Here is a 22,539-nt window from a genome sequence, read left to right as displayed (position 1 = left end):
TCGGTTACCGTAATCACAGGCGCCTTATGGACACCCCTTCTTTTCTCTATTTATTACTTTTCCCGGCCAAAAAAATGATGAAAGTGGGTAAAGCCAACAACATCTATAACCGAATTCAGTCGCTAAAACGGTTCTGGGGCGATGTGGATTATGCCCATTCTTACCGTATTGCCTTGCCGCAGTCCGAGGTTTTTAAGCTGGAGAAAATGCTGCATTTTCTTTTGGCCAAATATCAAACGGGTATTGATGCCGGCGACGGCTATACCGAGCTGTTTTCCATTGAGGCGCTGGAGCCCGCAATTAAGCATATTCATTACGTTATTGAGCATGGCGTCATTAATGCTCAGCTACTGCAGGGGATCGAAAAGCCACAGCTTCGCCCCGGTAAAAGCGCGGCGCACCGTCACGGGAAAATGAAAAAGCGGTCAGATGCAATGATTAGCAACGTTGTCAGGGTGACGGAACAGTTCAGCAGGATAAATCGCTTACTGCTTATCTTGCTGTTTAAGCAGCAGCGCCTTCGTTATCAATATGACATTGAAGGTAATACCATACTGTTTCGGATAGCGGATAACCGTACTAACCAACGCGACATTCACAAAATAATGCATATGTTCAGCTTTTTTATTGAAGACTTCAGATACATGGGCGGGACCAACTACTGCTCGGGGGTCTTTGGTGAAGGCACGATCACGCAATACAACGTGGAGTTGATTTCAGCCGACCCTGACGCACATCCTCTGGTGGCCTATCTCGCCTCGCAAACGGAGCGCTTGTTTAATAAATTGCCATCGAGATCGTCGTTATTAATGGAAGATCTGCCGATACTGGAATCGAGCCGCATCCTGCGTGAGATATTACAGAGTGAAGACGAGGCTTAAGTTGCTAATGCCGCAACACTTATTGCTATTCAAAGGCAAACCGACGCACGGTCATCAAGAAACCCAAAAAACGTCCAACGTTTTTCCAACGCCGGGTAAGAATTTAAGTTGCAATGACATCACATCATGCCTTCATCAATCCAGTCAGTTTTCGAGCAATACATAATGCCATTGCACCGGCCATTTCTACCGCTCCGAGTAAAATGCCAGGCTCACCCAGTAACAGGGTATTCAGCGTTTCCGCTTCTGTCACACTCTTATCTGAAAGCACTACCGCTAGCTGTGTATATAAAGCTTTATAAATTAGAGGAATTATAGACTTATGAGGAAGAAATGGTGCCGATAATAGGAGTCGAACCTACGACCTTCGCATTACGAATGCGCTGCTCTACCAACTGAGCTATATCGGCCCTGAGAGGCCGGTTACGAGTGTAACCACGGGGCAAAAGGTTAGATCTATCCGGGTGATGCGTCAATGCCCTTTTGAATCAAACGGCTATTTTTGCATCACCCGTGATTATTTACGCACGAATCGTATCGTCACCGAAGCCGATCCACTTGTAAGTGGTGAGTGCTTCGAGGCCCATCGGACCGCGCGCGTGCAGTTTCTGCGTGCTGACCGCCACTTCTGCGCCCAACCCAAACTGTCCACCGTCGGTGAAGCGGGTGGAGGCATTCACATACACAGCGGATGAGTCCACTTCGTTCACGAAGCGATCGGCATTGCGCAGCGTGCGCGTCAGAATGGCGTCCGAGTGCTGGGTGCCGTGTTCACGGATGTGCGCAATGGCGTCGTCGAGATCCGCCACCAACTTCACGTTCAGATCCAGTGACAGGAATTCGTCATCGTACTGCTCCGCTTTTACGGGAACCACGTTAGCCGGGCCATTCTGAAGCAGTGCGAGCGCGTTGGCGTCAGCATGCAGCGTCACGCCGCTCTCCGCCATCTGCTTGCTCAGGGCCGGCAGGAAGGTGTTTGCGATATCCTGGTGCACCAGCAGCGTTTCCACCGTATTACAGGTGCTTGGACGCTGAGTTTTCGCGTTCACGATAATCTTCAACGCCGGTTCAATTTCAGCGCTGTCGTCGACCACGATATGGCATACGCCGATGCCGCCGGTGATCACCGGAATGGTCGACTGCTCACGGCACAGCTTGTGCAGGCCCGCGCCACCGCGTGGGATCAGCATGTCGATGTATTTGTCCATGCGCAGCATTTCGTTGACCAGCGCACGGTCAGGACTTTCTATCGCCTGCACGGCACCCGCCGGCAAGCCGCACTCTTCCAGCGCCTGCTGGATGACCTTTACCGTCGCGGCATTAGTGCGCCAGGTCTCTTTCCCGCCGCGCAGAATGGCGGCGTTACCGGTTTTCAGGCACAGGGAAGCGACGTCAACCGTCACGTTTGGACGGGCTTCATAAATCACGCCGATGACGCCGAGCGGCACGCGGCGGCGCTCCAGACGTAAACCGCTGTCGAGCAGCCCACCGTCAATCACCTGCCCTACCGGGTCAGCCAGATTGCAGACCTGACGCACATCGTCGGCGATGCCCTTCAGGCGTGCCGGGGTCAGCGCCAGGCGGTCGAGCATCGCTTCGCTCAGACCGTTGCGACGCGCTTCCAGTAAATCCTGCTCGTTGGCGAGCAAAATTTCCTGGGACTGTGATTCCAGATAATCAGCGATTTTTTCCAGCACGCGGTTTTTCTCGCGGCTGGAAAGGAGCGCCAGTTTGTAAGAGGCGGCCTTCGCGGCGGCGCCCATTTGTTCCAGCATGTTCTGGCTCCTTAACGAATAATCATGTCATCGCGATGCACGGCAACCGGGCCATATTCATAGCCCAGAATGGCGTCGATCTGCTGCGAGTGGTGGCCCGCAATGCGGCGCAGGGCATCGCTGTTATAGCGGCTTACGCCGTGGGCGATGTCGCGACCTTCAAGGTTACGGATGCGGATCACTTCACCACGGGAGAAGTTGCCTGTCACGCTTTTAATTCCTTTAGGAAGCAATGAACTCCCTCGTTCCAGAATCGCAGCGGTTGCCCCTTCATCGACGACGAGTTCGCCAGCGGGAGGCGCACCAAATATCCAGCGCTTGCGGTTTTCCAGCGGGGATTCCTGGGCATGGAAGCGGGTGCCGACGGAAATGCCTTCCATCACATCGCCAATCACGCCAGGGCGGCTGCCCGCAGCAATAATAGTGTCGATACCGGCACGACAGGCCACGTCAGCGGCCTGCAGCTTAGTGCCCATGCCACCCGTACCCAGGCCTGAAACGCTGTCACCGGCAATGGCGCGCAGGGCATCGTCGATGCCGTGAACGTCGGCGATCAGTTCAGCATCCGGGTTGGAACGCGGGTCGGCGGTAAATAGCCCCTGCTGATCGGTCAGCAGCAGCAATTTATCGGCACCGGCCAGAATGGCGGCCAGCGCAGAGAGGTTATCGTTATCGCCCACTTTAATTTCAGCGGTGGCAACGGCATCATTTTCGTTAATAACGGGAACAATGTTGTTGTCCAGCAGCGCGCGCAGCGTATCGCGCGCGTTAAGGAAACGCTCCCGGTCTTCCATATCCGCACGCGTCAGCAGCATCTGCCCGACGTGAATACCGTAGATAGAGAACAGCTGTTCCCAGAGTTGAATGAGTCGGCTTTGTCCCACGGCGGCCAGCAACTGTTTAGAGGCGATCGTCGCGGGGAGTTCGGGGTAACCCAGGTGTTCACGCCCGGCGGCAATCGCCCCGGAGGTCACAATCACAATACGGTGCCCTGCGGCATGCAGCTGAGCGCACTGACGTACAAGCTCAACAATGTGGGCGCGATTTAGGCGGCGCGATCCGCCTGTTAACACACTGGTACCGAGTTTTACCACCAGCGTCTGGCTGTCACTCATGATTCTCTGCCGTTCAACGATAAGGGAAAGTAATGTCGAACGAACGTTTTAACAGGAGTCAGCCCGGTTGCCAACTGCCTTAGTGCATCACCAGGCACTTTGTTGCGCGGGATCAGGAAGCGTAGCGGCAGAATTTGACAAATTTATTACCGTAATAATAAATCACAGTTTTTTAAAATTATTCTTAGTTTGTCATAAAAGTTTCATTCCAGAACGATAAAACCCTTCCTGTTTTTTCACGGGACTTAAGCATGAGCTTATCGTCCAGCGAATTTTTTAAGCGCGTTTATAAGACAGGATCGAAAATGAAAAAGAGCACTCTGGCATTAGTGGTTATGGGCGTGGTGGCTTCCGCATCTGTTCACGCAGCAGAAGTTTATAATAAAAACGGTAATAAACTGGACGTGTACGGCAAAGTGAAAGCTATGCACTATATCAGTGATGATGACACCAAAGATGGTGACCAGACGTACGTTCGTTTCGGTTTTAAAGGCGAAACCCAGATTAACGATCAACTGACGGGCTATGGCCGCTGGGAAGCAGAATTTGCCGGTAATAAAGCGGAAAGCGACTCCTCGCAGAAAACACGCCTGGCGTTTGCTGGTCTGAAAGTGAAAGACTTTGGCTCACTGGACTACGGTCGTAACCTGGGTGCCCTGTACGACGTCGAAGCGTGGACCGATATGTTCCCGGAGTTCGGCGGCGACTCTTCCGCGCAGACCGACAACTTTATGACCAAGCGTGCGTCCGGTCTTGCCACCTACCGTAACACGGATTTCTTCGGTGCGATTGACGGCCTGGACATGACGCTTCAGTACCAGGGTAAAAACGAAAACCGTGACGCCAAGAAACAGAACGGTGACGGTTTCGGTACGTCTCTGACCTATGACTTCGGCGGCAGCGATTTCGCGGTCAGCGGCGCGTACACCAACTCTGACCGCACCAACGCGCAGAACTTGCTGGCGCGCGGCCAGGGGCAGAAAGCAGAGGCCTGGGCTACCGGTCTGAAATACGACGCGAACGATATTTATCTGGCAGCGATGTATTCTGAAACCCGCAATATGACGCCAATTTCAGGCGGCTTTGCAAATAAAGCACAACACTTTGAAGTTGTTGCGCAATATCAGTTCGATTTTGGTCTGCGCCCGTCGCTGGGTTATGTCCAGTCTAAAGGCAAAGATATCGAAGGTATTGGTGATGAAGATCTGGTGAAATACATTGATGTTGGCGCGACCTATTACTTCAACAAGAATATGTCCGCGTTTGTTGATTATAAAATCAACCAGATTGACGACGATAATAAACTGGGCGTAAGCAGCGATGATATCGTTGCGCTGGGCGTGACGTACCAGTTCTAAGATTATCCAAATAAGATAATCCCGGCATATAAGCCGGGATTTTTTTGCCCGAGATAAATGCGGTCTGATGCCCTCACCCCGGCCCTCTTCCACAGGGAGAGGGAGAAAACCATTACGCGGTCAGCTTCACCGCTTCGCTGGAAAAGTCATCCGCTGGCTCGAATTTAAGGTCCAGGGTGGCCAGCAGTGCGCTCGCTTTGTCGTGGAACTCTTTCAGGGTATATTCCAGGCGATCGATCACTTCCTGATCTTTAATGGTGGTCGCCTGCCAGTTGCCGTCTTTATTAAACAGGCCAAACTGGTAGCTATACGTAAAACGCTTCTCCTCTGCTTCCATTTCCATCCACCAGCCCCAGAATTCACGTTTTTCGGGTGCAGGCTTCACGTTGACGCAAACAGCCAGGCAGTCGAAAAAAAAGCGATTCTCTTCACACTGCTCTTCTCGAATATACGGGCCGAGAGCCATAAATTTCTTAATCAGCCTACTTTTCGGGTGTCCACTCGGTAACGTCATTGCGATCTCCTTTTGTGAAGCCACTGTTTTACCAAACCAGCGAAATTTAGCAATCTATTAACACACTCTCTGGGCGATCCAGCGCGTGATCTCTTTCAAGGCTTTGTCAAAATTCTGATACACCGGGCTGAACGGCACCTCAAGCAATTTGCCATCCGCAGATGACGAAGTGATTAAGCGTGACTCTTCTTCAGGGCTGAACGGATCGTTTTTCCAGAAACCGGAAAGCATCGGCGTCGGGCAGCGGCGGCCCAGTAACCCCTGCGTTTTTAACGAGTAACGATTGAGTTCGACACGCAGCGCTTCGTCTGATGCATCATGCATGCCAAGGCGACTGGCCAGCACGTCAAGGTACATCTCCGGCACGCTCCCCTGACGGGCAGGATCGCTGAGCAGGGCGTGAACCACCGGGCCCAGGCAGGCGACGGCCTTCAGCCGCGAAGATTCAAGATAAGCCAGACGCACCGCGACGTTTGCCCCAAAACGGAAGCCGAATGCCGCAACGCGGGTGTGGTCAACCCACGGAACATTTTCCAGCGCTTTAAGCGCATGCTGGTGTAGCAGGCTGGAATCCTGCGTTAACTTCCACTTCGACGAGAAGCCAATGGATGGCATATCGAGCGTCAGCATCGCGATCCCTTTTGGTGCGAAGTAGCGCTCATACAGGCTGTAATAGTCAATTTGCAGGGAATCCAGACCGCCGCACATCAGCACGGTCGGGAACGGGCCATCGCCTTCAGGCATGTGCAGGAACCCGGTGACGGGCGCACCGCCCGGAACGGCGAACTCAAGCTCGCGCATCTGACCCGGCAGGCGTTGAGCCGCCTCCTCATAGGCACGGTTCGCCAGCGCCTGAGCCTGCTCGGCCAGCTCATCCCCTTTCAAATGCGGATAGGCGGCGATGGCGTAGAGATTGGCTGCATGCAGCCAGTGCTTGCCGCTGCGCGTGGCATCTTCTTCCTGACTGGCTTTTTGCTGCCAGAGCATCGCCTGTTTAGACCATTCGTAGATCCAGTTTCCGCCCCGGTAGCCCACCACCGTATCGTAAAGCTCGCTGTCGGTACGCTCCGACTCGCTCATCACGATACGCGCCTGCACGTCGAGGATTTCACGGGGGTCTATACCGCGCCAGATCCACATCAGGCGGTTAATCATGCGGTACCAGTGGGGCACGTTTTTACCGTCTAACGCAGACTGGACGGCAGGCATGGTACCCGGATTAAACCGACGGACCAGCGTCGACGTTTCAGGGTGTTTGAAACGGGGTTTGAAAAGAGTCTCGGTGAGATTCGCCTGCGTCATTGCGTTGCCTCCATGGATACGTCATATAGTGCCCATTGTAACGCGTGGCGGGATAAAAAGAACAACGCCCGGCATAGCCGGGCGTGTAAAGTTACGTACTGAAATTAACGGCCTGAAATAGGCGGTACGAAGACCACGCCCATATCCCACGGCTGTTCAATCCAGGTATCCTGCGGGATATCAATTACGTAATCGTCAACCAGCGGACGGCCCGCCGGCTTAGCAAAGATCGTCACGAAGTGCGCTTTTGGATACATTTCGCGGATAGCCACCGCGGTACCGCCGGTGTCCACCAGATCGTCGATAACGATGAAGCCTTCACCGTCGCCTTCAGCGCGTTTCAGCACTTTCAGCTCACGCTGGTTATCATGGTCATAGCTGGAGATGCAGACGGTATCGACATGACGAATACCCAGCTCACGTGCCAGCAGCGCCCCCGGTACCAGACCGCCACGGCTGACGGCAATAATGCCTTTCCACTGTTCGGAAGGCATCAGACGCGCAGCCAGTTTGCGTGCGTGAATCTGCAACATGTCCCAGGTGACGACGTATTTTTCGCTCATGTGAAGTGTCCCAGCCTGTTTTTATACGGCTTAAAAAGTGTTCGAGGGGGAAATAGGTTGCGCGAGATTATAGAGATCTGACGCACTAAAAACCAGTGTTTAGCGCCCTCAGCCTGAGTTTTTACATGCTTTATGCTACCCGCCAGCAGAGAAAGTGGTATTCTCAGTTGCATCTCGCAAGCCTGTCTTGTGGTAACTATTAACCTGCTAACCCTGTGGCCTGCAACCCTGTTTGCAGCGCCTCGACAAGGAGACTTATCGTGTCTGAACTGTCTCAATTATCTCCGCAGCCGCTGTGGGATATTTTTGCCAAAATTTGCTCCATTCCACACCCTTCCTACCATGAAGAACAGCTTGCCGAACATATTATGGGTTGGGCGAAGGAAAAAGGCCTGCACGCTGAGCGCGACCAGGTTGGCAACATTCTGATCCGCAAACCTGCCACCGCAGGTATGGAAAACCGTAAACCGGTTGTGCTGCAGGCGCACCTGGACATGGTGCCGCAGAAAAACAACGACACCGTTCACGACTTCACTAAAGACCCAATCCAACCGTACATCGACGGCGACTGGGTGAAAGCGCGTGGCACCACGCTGGGCGCGGATAACGGTATCGGTATGGCCTCTGCGCTGGCGGTGCTGGCCGACGACCGCGTTGAGCATGGTCCGCTGGAAGTGCTGCTGACCATGACAGAAGAAGCGGGCATGGACGGCGCGTTCGGTCTGCAGGCGAACTGGCTGCAGGCAGACATCCTGATCAACACCGACTCCGAAGAAGAAGGTGAGATCTACATGGGCTGCGCGGGCGGGATTGATTTCATCTCTACTCTGCCGCTGTCTCGCGAAGCGATTCCTGCAGGCTTCCAGACCTTCAAGCTGACGCTGAAAGGGCTGAAAGGCGGTCACTCCGGCGGTGATATTCACCTGGGACTGGGTAATGCCAACAAGCTGCTGGCTCGCTTCCTGGCGGGCCACGCGGCCGAGCTGGATCTTCGTCTGGTGGACTTCAACGGCGGTACCCTGCGCAACGCAATCCCACGCGAAGCCTTTGCCACCGTGGCGGTGCCAGCGGCGAAAGCGGACGAGCTGAAAAAACTCTCCAGCGTCTACCTGGATATCCTGAAAAACGAACTGTCGGCGAAAGAGAAGAACCTGACCGTGGTGCTGGAATCCGTTTCTACGGATAAAGCCGCGCTGACCGCGCAGTCTCGTGACACTTTCGTTCAGTTGCTGAATGCGACGCCAAACGGCGTTATTCGCAACTCTGACGTGGCGAAAGGCGTGGTGGAAACCTCCCTTAACGTGGGCGTGGTGACCATGAGCGACGACAGCGCAGAAATCATCTGCCTGATCCGCTCCCTGATCGACAGTGGTAAAGAGTACGTGGTGAGCATGCTGGAATCTCTGGGTACGCTGGCGGGCGCGAAAACGTCTGCAAAAGGCAGCTACCCGGGCTGGCAGCCGGATGCAAGTTCTCCGGTAATGGCGCTGGTGCGTGAAACCTATCAGCGTCTGTTCAACAGCACCCCGAACATCCAGGTGATCCACGCTGGTCTGGAGTGTGGTTTGTTCAAGAAACCGTATCCGGATATGGACATGGTTTCCATCGGGCCGACCATCACCGGTCCGCACTCTCCTGATGAGCAGGTTCATATCGAAAGCGTCGGCCATTACTGGACGCTGCTGACGGAACTGCTGAAGGCGATTCCTGCGAAGTAATCCCCTCACCCCAGCCCTCTCCCTCAAGGGAGAGGGTGAACAACCTCGTGCCACGGGGCTATTACAATCCCAAAACCAACTGACGTTCTAACTGCGGGTCCAGTAATGTGACATGCAGTCCCACCAGCCTCACCCCTCGTCCACCTCGTCGTTCTTCCCACGCCTTTTTCGCCGTTGCGATAAGGTCCTCCTTGTTCAGGCGCGGCCAGACGTGCTCCTGCGTTGTCTGTTGAAAGTCGTTAAATTTCAGTTTGATGCCCTGTCGGGCAATCAGTAAATCAGGCTTTACTTTGCTCAGGCGTCGTTCCAGCTCCGGATAGAGCTGTTCCGTAATAATGGTTTCGCATTCCGACCAGTCATGGATGTCTTCGCTCAGCGTGCGTTCAACCCCGACCGATTTACGTAACCGTTCGCTGCTTACGCTGCGCTCATCGATGCCCTGACTGCGCTCCCACAATACGCGACCAAACTTCCCAAAGCGCTTGAGCAGCATCGCCAGGTCGCTTCGCTGCACATCTTCGCAGGTGCGTAACCCCATACTTTCCAGCTTAGCGGCGGAGACTTTGCCTACGCCGGGGATTTTGCCAAGCGGCAGCGTTTTTAAAAACGCCGGGACCTCTTCAGGGGTGATGACGTACTGGCCGTTGGGTTTATTTAAATCGGAGGCGATTTTGGCGAGAAATTTTACCGGCGCGACGCCTGCCGATGCGGTGAGATTCAGCTCGTTAAAAATGGTCTGACGGATCTCCTGCGCCATCAGGGTAGCGGAGCCGTGACAGTGCAGGCTATCGGTGACGTCCAGATAGGCTTCGTCCAGCGATAGCGGTTCAATCAGTGAGGTGTAGCGGGAGAAAATTTCCCGAATATGGTTTGAGGCTTCTTTATAGGCGTCAAAGCGACCGGGCAAAAGGGTGAGGTGCGGACAAAGTTTCAGCGCCATCGCCGTCGGCATGGCGCTGCGCACGCCAAATTTGCGCGCAGGATAGTTGGCGGTGCTTATCACACCGCGCTGAACGCGGCTGCCGCCAATGGCGATGGGAATATCCCGCAGCGCCGGGTTGTCACGCATCTCCACTGCGGCAAAAAAGCAGTCCATATCAACATGGATTATTTTGCGCATCGGTCATACCACACATGTATTTATATACAGTATAACAAAAGGCAAAAAATGCGTCAGCAATTTTCCTTACTCACAGTTGTCATAAAAACGTGTTACAAACGCTCAAGACAAATCCTTTATTTACATAGAGTTAGCTAATAAATGGAGAGCAATCATTCATGAAGAAAATATTATCAGTTTCGCTACTGTTTCTGGCGAGTGCCGCATCAGCAAATCCAGAAATCGTCGCCCACCGGGGCGGTACCGCAGATGCACCTGAAAACACCCTGCCAGCCATAAAGCTCGCGCTCGAAAACAAAGCAGATATCGTCTGGATAACCGTGCAGTTAAGCCGGGATGACTTACCGGTTCTCTATCGACCAGCCGACCTGAAGGCGTTAACCAATTTGCAGGGAAAGGTGTCACAGTATACCGCTGAAGAACTGGCAAAGGCGGATGCCAGCGTGAAGTGGAAAGATAAAGGCCTGCCGGAAAACCTGCTTAATACTCCGATACCGACGCTGAAGTCGGTACTGACCGCCTGGCCAGATACGCGATTTTTCATTGACATCAAATCGCCGGATGCAGATCCAGCGACCATGGGCAACACGCTGCTTAACGTATTGAAAGAGACCAACAGCCTGAACCGCGTTCGCGTCTATTCAACCGAAGATCGCTATATGGAAGCATTGCCTGCCGAAATCCCCCGCTTTGTCACACGCAGCGAGACTCGCACGCGTCTGGCCACGATTTCGTTGAGCCACGAATGTCTGCCTCCTTCACAAAAAATGGACGATTACTGGTATGGGCTTGAGTTAAACCGAAAAATAGAGGTAGTCGAGAAATTCACCTTAGGCGAAGGTGTCTCTCCTGCAACATTAACGTGGGACAAAGAGGCCGTTGACTGCTTCCGCTCTCAGGGCAATGCCCATCTGATTTTTATCGGCGTGAACTCTGAAGAGGACTACCAGAAGGCGAAAACACTGGGTGCCGAAGGAGTTCTGGTGGACTCTCCAGCCAAAGCCAAAAGCTGGGCAAAATAAATGATAAAGGCCGCATGAAGCGGCCTTTTTCTAGATGATCCTCTGCTGGTCCCGAGCCATCCGTTTTTTACGCGCATCGCACGGTTCCGGGCAGTCGCATACCTTTTCCATCCCGATGGAAGAGATGCCTCCACAGCTGCCCTGAATACTTTTACGCTTGATGATCCAGCCCAACGACATCCCGAAGATCACCAGCACAAACACCGCGAAGGTTGCCAGAAAGGTCAACACGATCAGCCTCCGAAATCATCAAGGAGGATGTTCTCATCTTCCACGCCGAGATCTTTTAGCATCTTGATCACCGCGGCGTTCATCATTGGCGGACCACACATATAGAACTCGCAGTCTTCCGGTGCCGGATGCTGTTTGAGGTAGTTTTCATACAGCACGTTGTGGATGAAGCCCGTATAGCCCGTCCAGTTATCTTCCGGCTGCGGATCGGAAAGCGCCACGTGGAAGGTAAAGTTAGGGTTCTCACGCGCCAGCTGCTCGAACTCATCGTCGTAGAACATTTCGCGCAGCGAACGCGCACCGTACCAGAAGCTGATTTTACGCTTGCTGCTAAGACGTTTGAGCTGGTCGAAGATGTGCGAGCGCATCGGGGCCATACCGGCACCGCCGCCGATAAAGACCATTTCCGCGTCGGTATCTTTAGCAAAGAACTCGCCGAACGGACCGGAGATCGTCACCTTGTCACCCGGCTTGAGGGACCAGATATATGACGACATGACGCCCGGCGGCGCATCAGGCACATTCGGTGGCGGCGTGGCGATACGCACGTTGAGCATAATAATGCCCTTCTCTTCCGGGTAGTTAGCCATGGAGTAGGCGCGCAGCGCTGGCTCTTTTACCTCGGAAACGAAGCGGAAGAGGTTAAATTTATCCCAGTCGGCCCGGTATTCATCGGGCACGTCGAAGTCAGCATACGCCACGGTGTGCGCCGGACAATCAATCTGAATATAGCCCCCCGCGCGGAACGGGACGCTCTCCCCTTCAGGGACACGCAGCTTAAGCTCTTTAATGAACGTCGCTTTGTTATCGTTCGAGATAACCTCGCACTCCCATTTTTTCACGCCGAAGATCTCTTCCGGCAGCTCAATCTTCATGTTCTGGCGCACCGCAACCTGACATGCCAGGCGGCAACCCTCTTTCGCTTCACGCTTCGTGATATGCGACAGTTCAGTTGGCAGAATATCCCCGCCTCCCTCTTTCACCGTCACACGGCACTGCCCACATGAACCACCGCCACCGCAGGCTGACGAGACAAAAATCCCGTTCCCCGAGAGCGTATTAAGCAGTTTATCCCCTGCCGGGGTGCGGATCTGGTTCTGCGGATCGTCATTGATATCAATGATCACATCCCCGGAATTGACCAGCTTTGCGCGCGCCGCCAGAATCAGCCCTGACAGCACCAGTACTATCAGCGTGAACATTACCACGCCAAGAATAATTTCCATCTGTTAGCCCTTATAGCTGCACACCGGAGAAGGACATAAAGCCCAACGCCATCAGGCCGGTGGTGATAAAGGTGATCCCTAAGCCGCGCAGCCCAGCGGGCACGTTGGCATATTTCATTTTTTCACGGATCCCCGCCATGGTGACAATCGCCAGCATCCAGCCGATACCGGAACCGAAGCCGTACACCACCGATTCACTGAAGTTGTAATCGCGCTGCACCATAAACGAGACGCCGCCAAAGATGGCGCAGTTCACCGCGATCAGCGGCAGGAAGATCCCCAGCGCGTTGTACAACGACGGGAAATACTTATCGAGGATCATCTCCAGGATTTGCACCAGCGCCGCAATCACCCCGATAAAGGTGATGAAGTTCAGGAAGCTAAGATCAACCCCCTCCACCAGCGCGCTGTCCCGCAGCACGAAGTTGAACACCAGGTTGTTAATCGGAACCGAAAGCCCCAGCACAACGGTGACCGCCACGCCCAGGCCAAATGCCGTCGAAACCTTTTTAGAAACGGCAAGGAACGTACACATGCCCAGGAAGAAGGCGAGCGCCATGTTTTCAACAAACACCGCGCGCACAAATAAACTCAGGTAATGAGCCATCGTCGGTTACTCCTTTTCCTGCTGTTCAGGCTTCAACGTACGAATCAGCCAGATCAGCAAACCGATAATGAAAAATGCGCTTGGGGCCAGCAGGAACAGGCCGTTCGGCAGATACCAGCCGCCGTTCTGTACCGTATCCAGTACCTGAACGCCAAACAGCTTGCCGCTGCCAATAAGCTCGCGCAGGAAACCGACCGTCAGCAGGATTACGCCGTAACCCAGGCCGTTGCCAATACCGTCCATAAAGCTCGCCAGCGGCGGCATTTTCATGGCGTAGGCTTCAGCGCGCCCCATCACGATGCAGTTGGTGATAATCAGGCCGACAAACACCGAAAGCTGCTTCGACGTTTCGTAGGCGAAAGCGCGCAGCAGCTGATCGACCACGATCACCAGCGAGGCGATGATCGCCATCTGCACGATGATCCTCACGCTGTTGGGGATGTGGTGGCGAATCATCGAGATAAACATGCTGGAGAACGCCGTTACCAGCGTTACCGCCAGCGTCATCACCACCGCCGTTTCCAGTTTGGTGGTCACCGCCAGGGCAGAACAGACGCCCAGCACCTGCAGAGTTATCGGGTTATTGGCTAAAAGTGGGCCAATCAGCACTTTTTTAACTTCTTTCAGTTCACCCGTATCAGCCATTGTTCAGCGCTCCTTCACGTACATTTTTCAGGAAGGGACCAAAGCCCAGTTCACCCATCCAGAAATCAAAACTGTGCTGTACCCCGTTAGAGGTGAGCGTGGCGCCGGAAAGGCCGTCAACGGCGAATTCATCACCGGGACGCGCGCCTCCTTTCACCACCTTCAGCGCAGGCTGGCCGCTGTCGTCGAGCACTTTTTTACCGACAAACTGCGCACGCCAGTTAGGGTTCTCAACTTCCCCCCCCAACCCCGGCGTTTCGCCCTGATCGTAATAGGTGATGCCTTTGACCGTGCGGCCATCGGTATCCAGTGCCACAAAGGCGTACATCATTGACCACAAGCCGTTGCCGTAGATGGGCAAAACCACTTCCTGCACACGCTTTTGCTCGTCACGCACCAGGTAAATCTCCGCGATGTTGCTGCGGCGCTTAATACCTGCCGGATCCTGCGAGGCGTCAAGCGCGGTGCTCATCTGCGGATCTTTCAGCGCCAGCGCCTGGTTGTATTTCGCCGGGTCTTTATCCATCAGCTCGCCGGTTTTTAAATCCACCAACCTTGCGGTAATACGTTCAGCAAACACGGCCGCGACGTCGTCCTTCGTCATGCCTTTCTGCATCAGCCCGGCTACGGCCAGGATGTTGCGCTGTTTATCCAGCGCGCGCTGTTCCTGCTGCAGCGGTTTCAACCCTACGGCAGAACCGGCAACCACGATGGAACAAACCAGACACAGTACCAAAACCACCAGCAGCGTTTTGCTGATGCTGTCGTTATTTTTAACCTCAGCCACGCGCCTTCCTCCGCTTAATGTTGGCGCGCACGACCAGGTAGTCGAACAGCGGCGCAAACAGGTTGGCAAACAGAATGGCCAACATCATCCCTTCCGGATAGGCCGGGTTGACCACGCGAATCAGTACACACATCACGCCAATGAGCGCCCCGTAACACCATTTACCTCTGTCGGTAAAGGAGGCCGAGACGGGATCGGTGGCCATGAACATCATGCCAAACGCAAAGCCTCCCAGCACGAGGTGCCAGTACCACGGCATGGAGAACATCGGGTTCGTGTTTGAACCAATGAGATTGAACAGCGTGGCGGTAAGCACCATGCCGAGCATGACGCCCGCGACGATGCGCCAGGACGCCACGCGGCCAAAGAGGATGATGGCCCCGCCGATCAAAATCATCAGGGTAGACACTTCACCAATGGAGCCCGGAATGTTGCCAATAAACGCGTCGAACCAGGTCACAGGCTGGCCGGTAGCATTGTTGACCAGCGTTTCACCGCCGCCTGCCGCCCACTGAGAAAGCGGCGTCGCGCCGGAGAAACCGTCCGCCGCCGTCCATACCAGGTCGCCCGAAATCTGCGCCGGGTAAGCAAAGAACAAGAACGCACGCCCCGCCAGCGCCGGGTTGAGGAAGTTCCGTCCGGTCCCGCCGAAGATCTCCTTGGCAATCACCACGCCAAAGCTGATCCCCATCGCCGCCTGCCAGAGCGGCAGCGTAGGCGGAACAATCAGCGCAAACAGAATGGAGGTAACGAAGAAGCCCTCGTTGATCTCGTGTTTACGGATGATGGCGAACAGCACTTCCCAGAAACCGCCCACGATAAAGACGGTCATATAGACAGGCAGGAAGAAGACGGCCCCCAGCGTCATCATGCTGAGCCAGCCGGCATCTGCCGCAAAGCTCACGCCCAGCGACTGGGCCAGACGATAGTGCCAGTCAGACTGAATTACCTGCGCCAGCTGCTGGGCGTCGTACATATGGTGCAGCGCCGGAATGGTCTGCAGGCCGACGTTGTACATGCCCCAGAACATGGCCGGGAAGACCGCAAACCACACCAGGATCATCATGCGTTTCAGATCGATGGCATCGCGAACGTGCGCTGCCCCTTTCGTTACCAGACCCGGGGTGTAGAAAATGGTCGTCGTTGCTTCATACAGCGGGTAGTACTTTTTGAGCTTCCCTTCGGTAAAGTGCGGCTCAATTTTTTCGAAGAGGTGTTTTAATCCCATGGTTATCCTTCCTGCTCAATGCGGGTTAACACCTCGCGCAATACGGGTCCATATTCGTATTTACCTGGACACACATAGGTACAGAGCGCCAGATCTTCTTCATCCAGTTCAAGACAACCGAGCGCCTGCGCGCCGTCGGTGTCGCCGGCCAGGAGATCGCGCAGCAGCACGGTGGGTAGAATATCCAGCGGCATTACACGTTCGTAGTTGCCAATCGGGACCATCGCGCGCTCGCCGCCGTTCGTGCTGGTAGAGAAGTTAAACAGCTTGTGCCGCAGGAAGTGGCCCAGCGTGGTGCGGGTGACGGAGTATTTTTCTGCACCTGGCAGAACCCAGCCGAACAGCTCTTTCTCGCGCCCTTCCATAACTACGCTCACCTGAAGATGGAAACGTCCCAGGTACGCGTACGCATTTACAGCGCGGCGGCCGCTGAGTACCGAACCGGAAATCAGGCGGTTTTCACCCTCTTTCGTTTCCCCCGCAAGCAGTTCATTAATGTCTGCTCCCAGAAGCGTTTTAACCAGACGCGGGTTGGCGGCCTGAGGCCCGCCGATAGCGACGATCCGTTCAGCGCAGAGTTCACCCGTGGTAAAGAGCTTACCGATGGCAATGACGTCCTGATAATTAAGGTGCCAGACCTGTTTCTTCAGGCTCACCGGCTCAAGGAAGTGGATATGGGTCCCGACCAGCCCCGCCGGATGCGGACCGGAAAATTCATTAAACGTGACCTGCCCCTGAGGATGGCCGCCAAGCTTGCCGCCCCCGGCCTGGCAAACGTGCACTTTTCCGGGCGTCAGGCGAGTCAGAACGGTCAGCCCGGCATCAAAGGCTTTACGCTGCGCCAGAATAATGGGCTGCGGATCCGCGCTGAGCGGGTTGGTGTCGATGGCCGTAACGAAAATAGCGGCCGGGGCGGTATCAGGAACGGGCGATTTGCTGAAAGGACGCGTACGCAACGCCGTCCACAGGCCGGACGCGAGCAGCTGAGCCTGCACATCTTCGCGGCTAAGCGTCGCGAGGTCTGCCGCATCATAACGAGCAAACTCACGCTGTTCATCGCCTTCGATGCGGATAACCACCGACTGCAACACGCGACGCTCGCCGCGGTTGATCGCCACAACGGTGCCGCTGGCGGGGGCCGTGAACATGACGCCGGGATTTTTTTTGTCCTCAAAGAGCGCCTGCCCTTTGAGCACGCGATCGCCCTCCTGCACCAGCATTGAAGGACGCATTCCCAGATAATCGTCACCTAAAATTGCGACATGACGGACGCTTACGCCAGACGAGACGTGCTGCTCAGGCACGCCTGCAATCGGCAGATTAAGTCCTTTTTTTATTTTAAACATGTGGTTAGCAGGTTTCCATAAACAACAATCCAGTGGGCGCGAAGTGTAACATTTTCCCCTTCTGACGGGCAGGTAATCCGCCGTCGGGCGCGCCAAAATGCGAGCTATTACGCAAAGTTCCTGGAGCCAGCGGGTATTTGATGGTTTATAAAGTAAAACTAATTTGTAAACTCACCGCCCGGCTCTTGCGAAAATCTATAGCGGTGCTAATGTGAGCGCTCCTAACAGAATAATCTGATTTCGGGTCTCTTTTGCCGTCCTGGCAAGTTGGTCATGGTTTTATCAAGGAACTAGTAGTATGCGTAAAATCGCATTGTTCATTGCGATGCTTCTGATTCCGTGCATGTCGTTTGCCGGGCTGCTCAGCAGCAACAGCTCCACGACGCCGATCAGCAAAGAATATAAACAGCAGTTAATGGGATCCCCGGTTTATATTCAAATCTTCAAGGAAGAGCGCACGCTCGATCTGTTTGTAAAAATGGGCGAGACGTATCAGCTGCTTGATAGCTACAAGATTTGTAACTATTCCGGCGGGCTGGGCCCGAAACAGCGTCAGGGCGATTTCAAGAGTCCGGAAGGGTTTTACAACGTTCAGCGCAACCAGTTAAAGCCGGATAGCCGCTTCTATAAAGCGATCAACATCGGTTTCCCGAACGCCTATGACCGTGCTCACGGTTATGAAGGGAAATACCTGATGATCCACGGTGCCTGCGTGTCTGTCGGCTGCTACGCGATGACCGATTCCGGCATTGATGAGATTTTCCAGTTCGTGACCGGCGCACTGGTCTTTGGGCAGCCTAACGTTCAGGTCAGCATCTATCCGTTCCGCATGACGGATGCCAACATGGCGCGCCATAAGTACTCTTACTACGCCGATTTCTGGAAACAGCTGAAGCCAGGTTATGACTACTTTGAGCAGACCCACAAACCACCAGTGGTCTCCATCGTCGATGGTCGTTACGTGGTCAGCAAACCGCTGAGCCACGAAGTTGTCCATCCACAGCTGGCGTCAAATTACACGGTCCCCGAGACAAAATAGCACCCACTCGCCTGGCATAATCTTTTGCCAGGTTTCGTTGCCCGTCAGCGGCTGCGTTGCAATGACTGTGACCACATCGTTGGGTGTGGTCTCTTTCTGAAAATCTATCTCCACATCCTGATCGAGCAGCGTAGCGACGCCAAACGGCGCGCGGCGCGTGATCCAGAAGAGATTCGTCGAGCAGAACGCCATCACATAGCGCCCGTCAGACAGCAGCATGTTAAACACGCCTTTTTCTCGCAGTTCAGCGGCCAGCGTCGCGATGTATTTGAATACGGCGGCCATGTTGCCGGGCGTACGCGGATAACGTTCCGTCAGCTTATGCAGCAGCCAGCAGAAGGCCTTTTCACTGTCCGTTTCGCCAACCGGTCGGAAGTTCCCCGTCTCCAGCGACTTATAGCCCGTGAGCTGCCCGTTGTGCGCGTAGGTCCAGTTACGGCCCCACAGCTCACGGGTAAAGGGATGGGTATTTTCCAGTGCCACTTCGCCGCGGTTTGCCTGACGAATATGCGCGATCACCGAACAGGATTTAATGGGGTAATCCTGCACCAGTTTGGCAATCGGTGAGTTAAAGCTGGGCTGCGGATCTTTGAACGTGCGACACCCTTTGCCTTCGTAGAAGGTGATGCCCCAGCCGTCTTTGTGCGGCCCGGTTCCTCCACCGCGCTGCACCAGCCCGGTGAAACTAAAGCAGATATCGGTTGGCACATTGGCGCTCATCCCGAGCAGTTCGCACATAGATTACCTCCACTCCACAACTGCGGGGGGCGCTGGTGCCCCCCCAGCGAAGCCTTACTTAACCATCTCTTTTTCGATCAGTTGAATCAGGATGTGGATCACTTTGATGTGAATCTCCTGAACGCGGTCTGCATAGCCGAAGTGCGGAACGCGAATTTCGATATCTGCCGTACCGTCCATCTTACCGCCATCTTTACCGGTCAGGGTGATGACCTTCATCCCTTTTTCACGCGCGGCGGCGATCGCTTTGATCACGTTCGCGGAGTTACCGGAGGTAGAGATACCCAGCAGCACGTCGCCTTCACGGCCTACTGCCTCAACGTAGCGGGAAAAGATGTGGTCGTAACCGAAGTCGTTGCCTACGCAGGAGATGTGGCTCACGTCGGAAATCGCAATCGCCGGGTAGCCCGGACGGTTTTCGCGATAGCGTCCGGTCAGCTCTTCGGCGAAGTGCATGGCGTCACAGTGGGAACCGCCGTTACCGCAGGAGAGTACTTTGCCACCGGCTTTGAAGCTGTCGGCCAGCAGGACCGCTGCGCGCTGAATAGCGTGAATATTGGCATCATCTTTCAGAAAGTTCGCCAGCGTTTCCGCCGCTTCGTTCAGTTCGTTACGAATAAGATCCTGGTACATGAGGATAATCCTTCAGTATTGATGAAATAACACAGTGGAGTGTACCGGATAGCGGGAAAAGCGAGAAGCTAAAGCCATGCGAATCGTCCGGCGTTTTGATTTTTTGTGCCGGCGAAAACACGAACAATGTGAACCAGGTTGTAATTATTTTGTAAACACATTGCTAAAGGAATTCACATCAACTACAACCATATCATCACAAGTGGTCAGACCTCCTACAAGCAAGGGAGCTTTTCTTTATGATGATTTTGAGCATTCTCGCAACCGTTGTACTGCTCGGTGTGTTGTTCTATCACCGCGTCAGTTTATTCCTGAGCAGCCTGATTCTTATGGCCTGGACGGCTGCGCTTGGCGTCGCAGGCCTCTGGAATATCTGGATTTTAGTCCCTCTTGCCATCATTCTTCTGCCGTTTAACCTGGCCCCGATGCGCAAGTCGATGATCTCCGCGCCGGTGTTCAAGGGCTTCCGTAAAGTGATGCCGCCGATGTCGCGCACGGAGAAAGAAGCGATTGACGCCGGTACCACCTGGTGGGAAGGCGATCTGTTCCAGGGCAACCCGGACTGGAAAAAGCTGCACAACTATCCACAGCCGCGTCTGACCGCCGAAGAGCAGGCCTTTATCGACGGCCCGGTGGAAGAAGCGTGCCGCATGGCAAACGACTTCGCTATCACCCACGAGATGGCCGACCTGCCGCCGGAGCTGTGGGCGTACCTGAAAGAGCACCGCTTCTTCGCGATGATCATTAAGAAAGAGTACGGCGGTCTGGAATTCTCCGCTTACGCTCAGGCTCGCGTCCTGCAAAAGCTGGCGGGCGTCTCCGGGATCCTGGCGATTACCGTCGGCGTGCCGAACTCCTTAGGGCCGGGCGAGCTGCTGCAGCACTACGGTACGGAAGAGCAGAAAGATCACTACCTGCCGCGCCTGGCGCGCGGTCAGGAAATCCCTTGCTTCGCGCTGACCAGCCCGGAAGCGGGCTCCGATGCAGGCGCAATCCCGGATACCGGCGTAGTGTGCATGGGCGAATGGCAGGGCCAGCAGGTACTGGGCATGCGCCTGACCTGGAACAAACGCTATATCACCCTGGCACCTATCGCCACGGTGCTCGGCCTGGCGTTTAAGCTCTCCGACCCGGAAAAATTGCTGGGCGGAGAGGAAGATCTGGGCATTACCTGTGCGCTGATCCCAACCTCTACTCCGGGCGTTGAAATTGGCCGTCGTCACTTCCCGCTGAACGTGCCGTTCCAGAACGGTCCGACCCGCGGTCAGGATATCTTCGTGCCGATTGACTACATCATCGGCGGCCCGAAAATGGCCGGTCAGGGCTGGCGCATGCTGGTTGAATGTCTGTCGGTGGGCCGCGGGATCACCCTGCCGTCGAATTCAACCGGCGGTCTGAAGTCGGTAGCGATGGGGATTGGCGCGTACGCCCATATCCGCCGTCAGTTCAAAATCTCCATCGGCAAGATGGAAGGTATCGAAGAGCCGCTGGCGCGCATCGCGGGCAACGCCTACGTGATGGACGCCGCTGCATCCCTGATTACCTACGGCATCATGCTGGGCGAAAAACCGGCCGTGCTGTCCGCGATTGTGAAGTACCACTGTACCCACCGCGCGCAGCAGTCGATCATTGACGCGATGGATATCGCGGGTGGTAAAGGCATTATGCTCGGCGAAGGCAACTTCCTGGCGCGCGGCTATCAGGGCGCACCGATTGCCATCACCGTGGAAGGGGCAAACATCCTGACCCGCAGCATGATGATCTTCGGCCAGGGGGCGATTCGCTGCCATCCATACGTGCTGGAAGAGATGGCCGCCGCGCAAAATAACGACGTGGATGCCTTCGACAAGCTGCTGTTCAAACATATCGGTCACGTGGGCAGCAACAAGGTGCGCAGCTTCTGGCTCGGCCTGACGCGCGGCCTGACCAGCGCAACGCCAACCGGGGATGCGACCAAACGTTACTACCAGCATCTGAACCGTCTGAGCGCCAACCTGGCTCTGCTGTCTGACGTCTCTATGGCAGTGCTGGGCGGTAGCCTGAAGCGTCGCGAACGTATCTCTGCCCGTCTGGGTGATGTGCTGAGCCAGATCTTCCTGGCCTCTGCGGTCCTGAAGCGCTACGACGACGAAGGCCGTCAGGAAGCGGATCTGCCGCTGGTGCATTGGGGCGTACAGGATGCAATGTATCAGGCGGAACAGGCGATTGACGACCTGCTGGCGAACTTCCCGAACCGCTTCGTGGCGGGCGCCCTGCGCGCGGTGATCTTCCCGACCGGTCGCCATCATCTGGCGCCGTCGGACAAACTGGACCACAAGGTGGCGAAGATCCTGCAGGTTCCGAGCGCAACCCGCTCCCGTATCGGCCGCGGTCAGTATCTGGCGCCAACGCCGCATAACCCGGTGGGCCTGCTGGAAGAGGCGCTGCTGGACGTGATGGCCGCCGATCCGATTCACCAGAAAATTTGTAAACAGCTGGGTAAAAACCTGCCGTTTACCCGTCTGGACGAACTGGCGAAACAGGCGCTGGCCGGTGGCATTATCAATAACGACGAAGCTGCGCTGCTGGTGAAAGCCGAAGAGAGCCGTCTGCGCAGTATTAACGTGGATGATTTCGAACCGGAAGAGCTGGCGACGCAGCCGGTAAAGCTGCCGGAGAAGCACCGCAAACCTGAAGCGGCATAACCCGCTT

General features: G+C 55.1%; 21 protein-coding genes and 1 tRNA gene. 6 read left to right on the top strand and 16 right to left on the bottom strand.

Features of this window, described 5'->3' with window-relative positions:
* Positions 1–26: 26 nt before the first annotated feature.
* Entirely contained in the window at positions 27–881 is an 855-nt protein-coding gene (locus AC4ICF_RS04730) for a GIY-YIG nuclease family protein (protein WP_163330391.1), read from the top strand.
* A 334-nt stretch (positions 882–1,215) separates the two neighbouring features.
* On the opposite strand, the gene AC4ICF_RS04725 is transcribed toward AC4ICF_RS04730, so the two are convergent.
* The 3 genes from AC4ICF_RS04725 to proB form a co-directional block, all read right to left on the bottom strand.
* Positions 1,216–1,291: transfer RNA gene (locus tag AC4ICF_RS04725), tRNA-Thr, on the bottom strand.
* A 111-nt stretch (positions 1,292–1,402) separates the two neighbouring features.
* Positions 1,403–2,656 carry a glutamate-5-semialdehyde dehydrogenase gene (gene proA / locus AC4ICF_RS04720; protein WP_166710221.1) on the bottom strand — a complete coding sequence of 418 codons (1,254 nt, stop codon included), beginning with the start codon at positions 2,654–2,656 and terminating at the stop codon, positions 1,403–1,405.
* A gap of 11 nt (positions 2,657–2,667) precedes the next feature.
* Positions 2,668–3,771, bottom strand: a complete 1,104-nt coding sequence (gene proB, locus AC4ICF_RS04715; RefSeq protein ID WP_116341711.1) for a glutamate 5-kinase — start codon at positions 3,769–3,771, stop codon at positions 2,668–2,670.
* A gap of 305 nt (positions 3,772–4,076) precedes the next feature.
* Between proB and phoE the strand changes: the two genes are divergently transcribed.
* Positions 4,077–5,129, top strand: a complete 1,053-nt coding sequence (phoE, locus tag AC4ICF_RS04710; protein WP_116341713.1) for a phosphoporin PhoE — start codon at positions 4,077–4,079, stop codon at positions 5,127–5,129.
* A gap of 112 nt (positions 5,130–5,241) precedes the next feature.
* Here phoE and crl read toward each other — a convergent pair whose 3' ends face one another.
* The 3 genes from crl to gpt all read right to left on the bottom strand — a co-directional run bounded on the left by crl (position 5,242) and on the right by gpt (position 7,508).
* Complete coding sequence (crl, locus tag AC4ICF_RS04705; protein WP_008500249.1) at positions 5,242–5,643, bottom strand: sigma factor-binding protein Crl; 402 nt, start codon at positions 5,641–5,643, stop codon at positions 5,242–5,244.
* A 57-nt stretch (positions 5,644–5,700) separates the two neighbouring features.
* Positions 5,701–6,945, bottom strand: a complete 1,245-nt coding sequence (frsA, locus tag AC4ICF_RS04700) for an esterase FrsA (RefSeq protein ID WP_028012084.1) — start codon at positions 6,943–6,945, stop codon at positions 5,701–5,703.
* Between the two features lie 104 nt (positions 6,946–7,049).
* Positions 7,050–7,508 (bottom strand): xanthine phosphoribosyltransferase, encoded by a 459-nt coding sequence (gpt, locus tag AC4ICF_RS04695; protein ID WP_003863205.1) that lies wholly within the window; start codon positions 7,506–7,508, stop codon positions 7,050–7,052.
* A gap of 260 nt (positions 7,509–7,768) precedes the next feature.
* On the opposite strand from gpt, the gene pepD reads away from it, so the two are divergent.
* Positions 7,769–9,226, top strand: a complete 1,458-nt coding sequence (gene pepD, locus AC4ICF_RS04690; RefSeq protein WP_116341717.1) for a cytosol nonspecific dipeptidase — start codon at positions 7,769–7,771, stop codon at positions 9,224–9,226.
* Positions 9,227–9,287: 61 nt separating this feature from the next.
* Here the strand turns inward: pepD and dinB are convergent, their stop codons facing one another.
* Positions 9,288–10,346, bottom strand: coding sequence for a DNA polymerase IV (gene dinB / locus AC4ICF_RS04685; RefSeq protein WP_116341719.1), 1,059 nt, complete (start codon positions 10,344–10,346; stop codon positions 9,288–9,290).
* Positions 10,347–10,504: 158 nt separating this feature from the next.
* On the opposite strand from dinB, the gene AC4ICF_RS04680 reads away from it, so the two are divergent.
* On the top strand, positions 10,505–11,368 hold the full coding sequence (locus AC4ICF_RS04680; protein ID WP_316380313.1) for a glycerophosphodiester phosphodiesterase family protein: 864 nt from the start codon (positions 10,505–10,507) through the stop codon (positions 11,366–11,368).
* Between the two features lie 30 nt (positions 11,369–11,398).
* Here the strand turns inward: AC4ICF_RS04680 and nqrM are convergent, their stop codons facing one another.
* The 7 genes from nqrM to AC4ICF_RS04645 are packed head-to-tail and all read right to left on the bottom strand — an operon-like array spanning position 11,399 to position 17,438.
* On the bottom strand, positions 11,399–11,548 hold the full coding sequence (gene nqrM / locus AC4ICF_RS04675; protein WP_192845943.1) for a (Na+)-NQR maturation NqrM: 150 nt from the start codon (positions 11,546–11,548) through the stop codon (positions 11,399–11,401).
* Positions 11,549–11,601: 53 nt separating this feature from the next.
* The gene (gene nqrF, locus AC4ICF_RS04670) at positions 11,602–12,825 is read right to left on the bottom strand and encodes an NADH:ubiquinone reductase (Na(+)-transporting) subunit F (RefSeq protein ID WP_116341725.1); all 1,224 of its coding nucleotides are present in this window, start codon (positions 12,823–12,825) and stop codon (positions 11,602–11,604) included.
* Between the two features lie 10 nt (positions 12,826–12,835).
* Positions 12,836–13,432: an NADH:ubiquinone reductase (Na(+)-transporting) subunit E gene (nqrE, locus tag AC4ICF_RS04665; RefSeq protein WP_061099102.1), complete on the bottom strand. Its 597-nt coding sequence runs from the start codon at positions 13,430–13,432 to the stop codon at positions 12,836–12,838.
* Positions 13,433–13,438: 6 nt separating this feature from the next.
* Positions 13,439–14,077, bottom strand: coding sequence for an NADH:ubiquinone reductase (Na(+)-transporting) subunit D (locus AC4ICF_RS04660; protein ID WP_028012078.1), 639 nt, complete (start codon positions 14,075–14,077; stop codon positions 13,439–13,441).
* The gene (locus AC4ICF_RS04655) at positions 14,070–14,864 is read right to left on the bottom strand and encodes a Na(+)-translocating NADH-quinone reductase subunit C (protein ID WP_316380312.1); all 795 of its coding nucleotides are present in this window, start codon (positions 14,862–14,864) and stop codon (positions 14,070–14,072) included. The genes AC4ICF_RS04660 and AC4ICF_RS04655 overlap by 8 nt, the downstream gene beginning before the upstream one ends.
* Positions 14,857–16,092: an NADH:ubiquinone reductase (Na(+)-transporting) subunit B gene (locus AC4ICF_RS04650; protein ID WP_163330383.1), complete on the bottom strand. Its 1,236-nt coding sequence runs from the start codon at positions 16,090–16,092 to the stop codon at positions 14,857–14,859. Before AC4ICF_RS04650 ends, AC4ICF_RS04655 begins: the two co-directional genes overlap by 8 nt.
* Positions 16,093–16,094: 2 nt before the next feature.
* Positions 16,095–17,438 (bottom strand): Na(+)-translocating NADH-quinone reductase subunit A, encoded by a 1,344-nt coding sequence (locus tag AC4ICF_RS04645; RefSeq protein WP_316380311.1) that lies wholly within the window; start codon positions 17,436–17,438, stop codon positions 16,095–16,097.
* 298 nt (positions 17,439–17,736) lie between these two features.
* Here AC4ICF_RS04645 and dpaA point away from each other — a divergent pair, with 298 nt between their 5' ends.
* Positions 17,737–18,477: a peptidoglycan meso-diaminopimelic acid protein amidase gene (gene dpaA, locus AC4ICF_RS04640; RefSeq protein ID WP_041911140.1), complete on the top strand. Its 741-nt coding sequence runs from the start codon at positions 17,737–17,739 to the stop codon at positions 18,475–18,477.
* Here dpaA and AC4ICF_RS04635 read toward each other — a convergent pair.
* Positions 18,448–19,215: a class II glutamine amidotransferase gene (locus tag AC4ICF_RS04635; protein WP_028012073.1), complete on the bottom strand. Its 768-nt coding sequence runs from the start codon at positions 19,213–19,215 to the stop codon at positions 18,448–18,450. The genes dpaA and AC4ICF_RS04635 overlap by 30 nt on opposite strands.
* Before the next feature lie 54 nt (positions 19,216–19,269).
* Positions 19,270–19,848: a D-sedoheptulose 7-phosphate isomerase gene (gene lpcA, locus AC4ICF_RS04630; protein ID WP_003863232.1), complete on the bottom strand. Its 579-nt coding sequence runs from the start codon at positions 19,846–19,848 to the stop codon at positions 19,270–19,272.
* 239 nt (positions 19,849–20,087) lie between these two features.
* Here lpcA and fadE point away from each other — a divergent pair, with 239 nt between their 5' ends.
* Positions 20,088–22,532 carry an acyl-CoA dehydrogenase FadE gene (gene fadE / locus AC4ICF_RS04625; RefSeq protein ID WP_316380310.1) on the top strand — a complete coding sequence of 815 codons (2,445 nt, stop codon included), beginning with the start codon at positions 20,088–20,090 and terminating at the stop codon, positions 22,530–22,532.
* Positions 22,533–22,539 lie beyond the last annotated feature (7 nt).

It is taken from the genome of Enterobacter sp. ECC_219_Taxon_10 (genome assembly GCF_058354905.1).
Note: the sequence above shows the minus strand (reverse complement) of the source record. Positions and strands in the feature narration are given on the sequence as shown.

Coding starts and splice junctions, on each gene's coding strand:
- AC4ICF_RS04730 (WP_163330391.1), top strand. CDS start 27: ATGGACACCCCTTCTTTTCTCTATTTATTACTTTTCCCGGCCAAAAAA.
- proA (WP_166710221.1), bottom strand. CDS start 2,656: ATGCTGGAACAAATGGGCGCCGCCGCGAAGGCCGCCTCTTACAAACTG.
- proB (WP_116341711.1), bottom strand. CDS start 3,771: ATGAGTGACAGCCAGACGCTGGTGGTAAAACTCGGTACCAGTGTGTTA.
- phoE (WP_116341713.1), top strand. CDS start 4,077: ATGAAAAAGAGCACTCTGGCATTAGTGGTTATGGGCGTGGTGGCTTCC.
- crl (WP_008500249.1), bottom strand. CDS start 5,643: ATGACGTTACCGAGTGGACACCCGAAAAGTAGGCTGATTAAGAAATTT.
- frsA (WP_028012084.1), bottom strand. CDS start 6,945: ATGACGCAGGCGAATCTCACCGAGACTCTTTTCAAACCCCGTTTCAAA.
- gpt (WP_003863205.1), bottom strand. CDS start 7,508: ATGAGCGAAAAATACGTCGTCACCTGGGACATGTTGCAGATTCACGCA.
- dinB (WP_116341719.1), bottom strand. CDS start 10,346: ATGCGCAAAATAATCCATGTTGATATGGACTGCTTTTTTGCCGCAGTG.
- AC4ICF_RS04680 (WP_316380313.1), top strand. CDS start 10,505: ATGAAGAAAATATTATCAGTTTCGCTACTGTTTCTGGCGAGTGCCGCA.
- nqrM (WP_192845943.1), bottom strand. CDS start 11,548: ATGTCGTTGGGCTGGATCATCAAGCGTAAAAGTATTCAGGGCAGCTGT.
- nqrF (WP_116341725.1), bottom strand. CDS start 12,825: ATGGAAATTATTCTTGGCGTGGTAATGTTCACGCTGATAGTACTGGTG.
- nqrE (WP_061099102.1), bottom strand. CDS start 13,432: ATGGCTCATTACCTGAGTTTATTTGTGCGCGCGGTGTTTGTTGAAAAC.
- AC4ICF_RS04660 (WP_028012078.1), bottom strand. CDS start 14,077: ATGGCTGATACGGGTGAACTGAAAGAAGTTAAAAAAGTGCTGATTGGC.
- AC4ICF_RS04650 (WP_163330383.1), bottom strand. CDS start 16,092: ATGGGATTAAAACACCTCTTCGAAAAAATTGAGCCGCACTTTACCGAA.
- AC4ICF_RS04645 (WP_316380311.1), bottom strand. CDS start 17,438: ATGTTTAAAATAAAAAAAGGACTTAATCTGCCGATTGCAGGCGTGCCT.
- dpaA (WP_041911140.1), top strand. CDS start 17,737: ATGCGTAAAATCGCATTGTTCATTGCGATGCTTCTGATTCCGTGCATG.
- AC4ICF_RS04635 (WP_028012073.1), bottom strand. CDS start 19,215: ATGTGCGAACTGCTCGGGATGAGCGCCAATGTGCCAACCGATATCTGC.
- lpcA (WP_003863232.1), bottom strand. CDS start 19,848: ATGTACCAGGATCTTATTCGTAACGAACTGAACGAAGCGGCGGAAACG.
- fadE (WP_316380310.1), top strand. CDS start 20,088: ATGATGATTTTGAGCATTCTCGCAACCGTTGTACTGCTCGGTGTGTTG.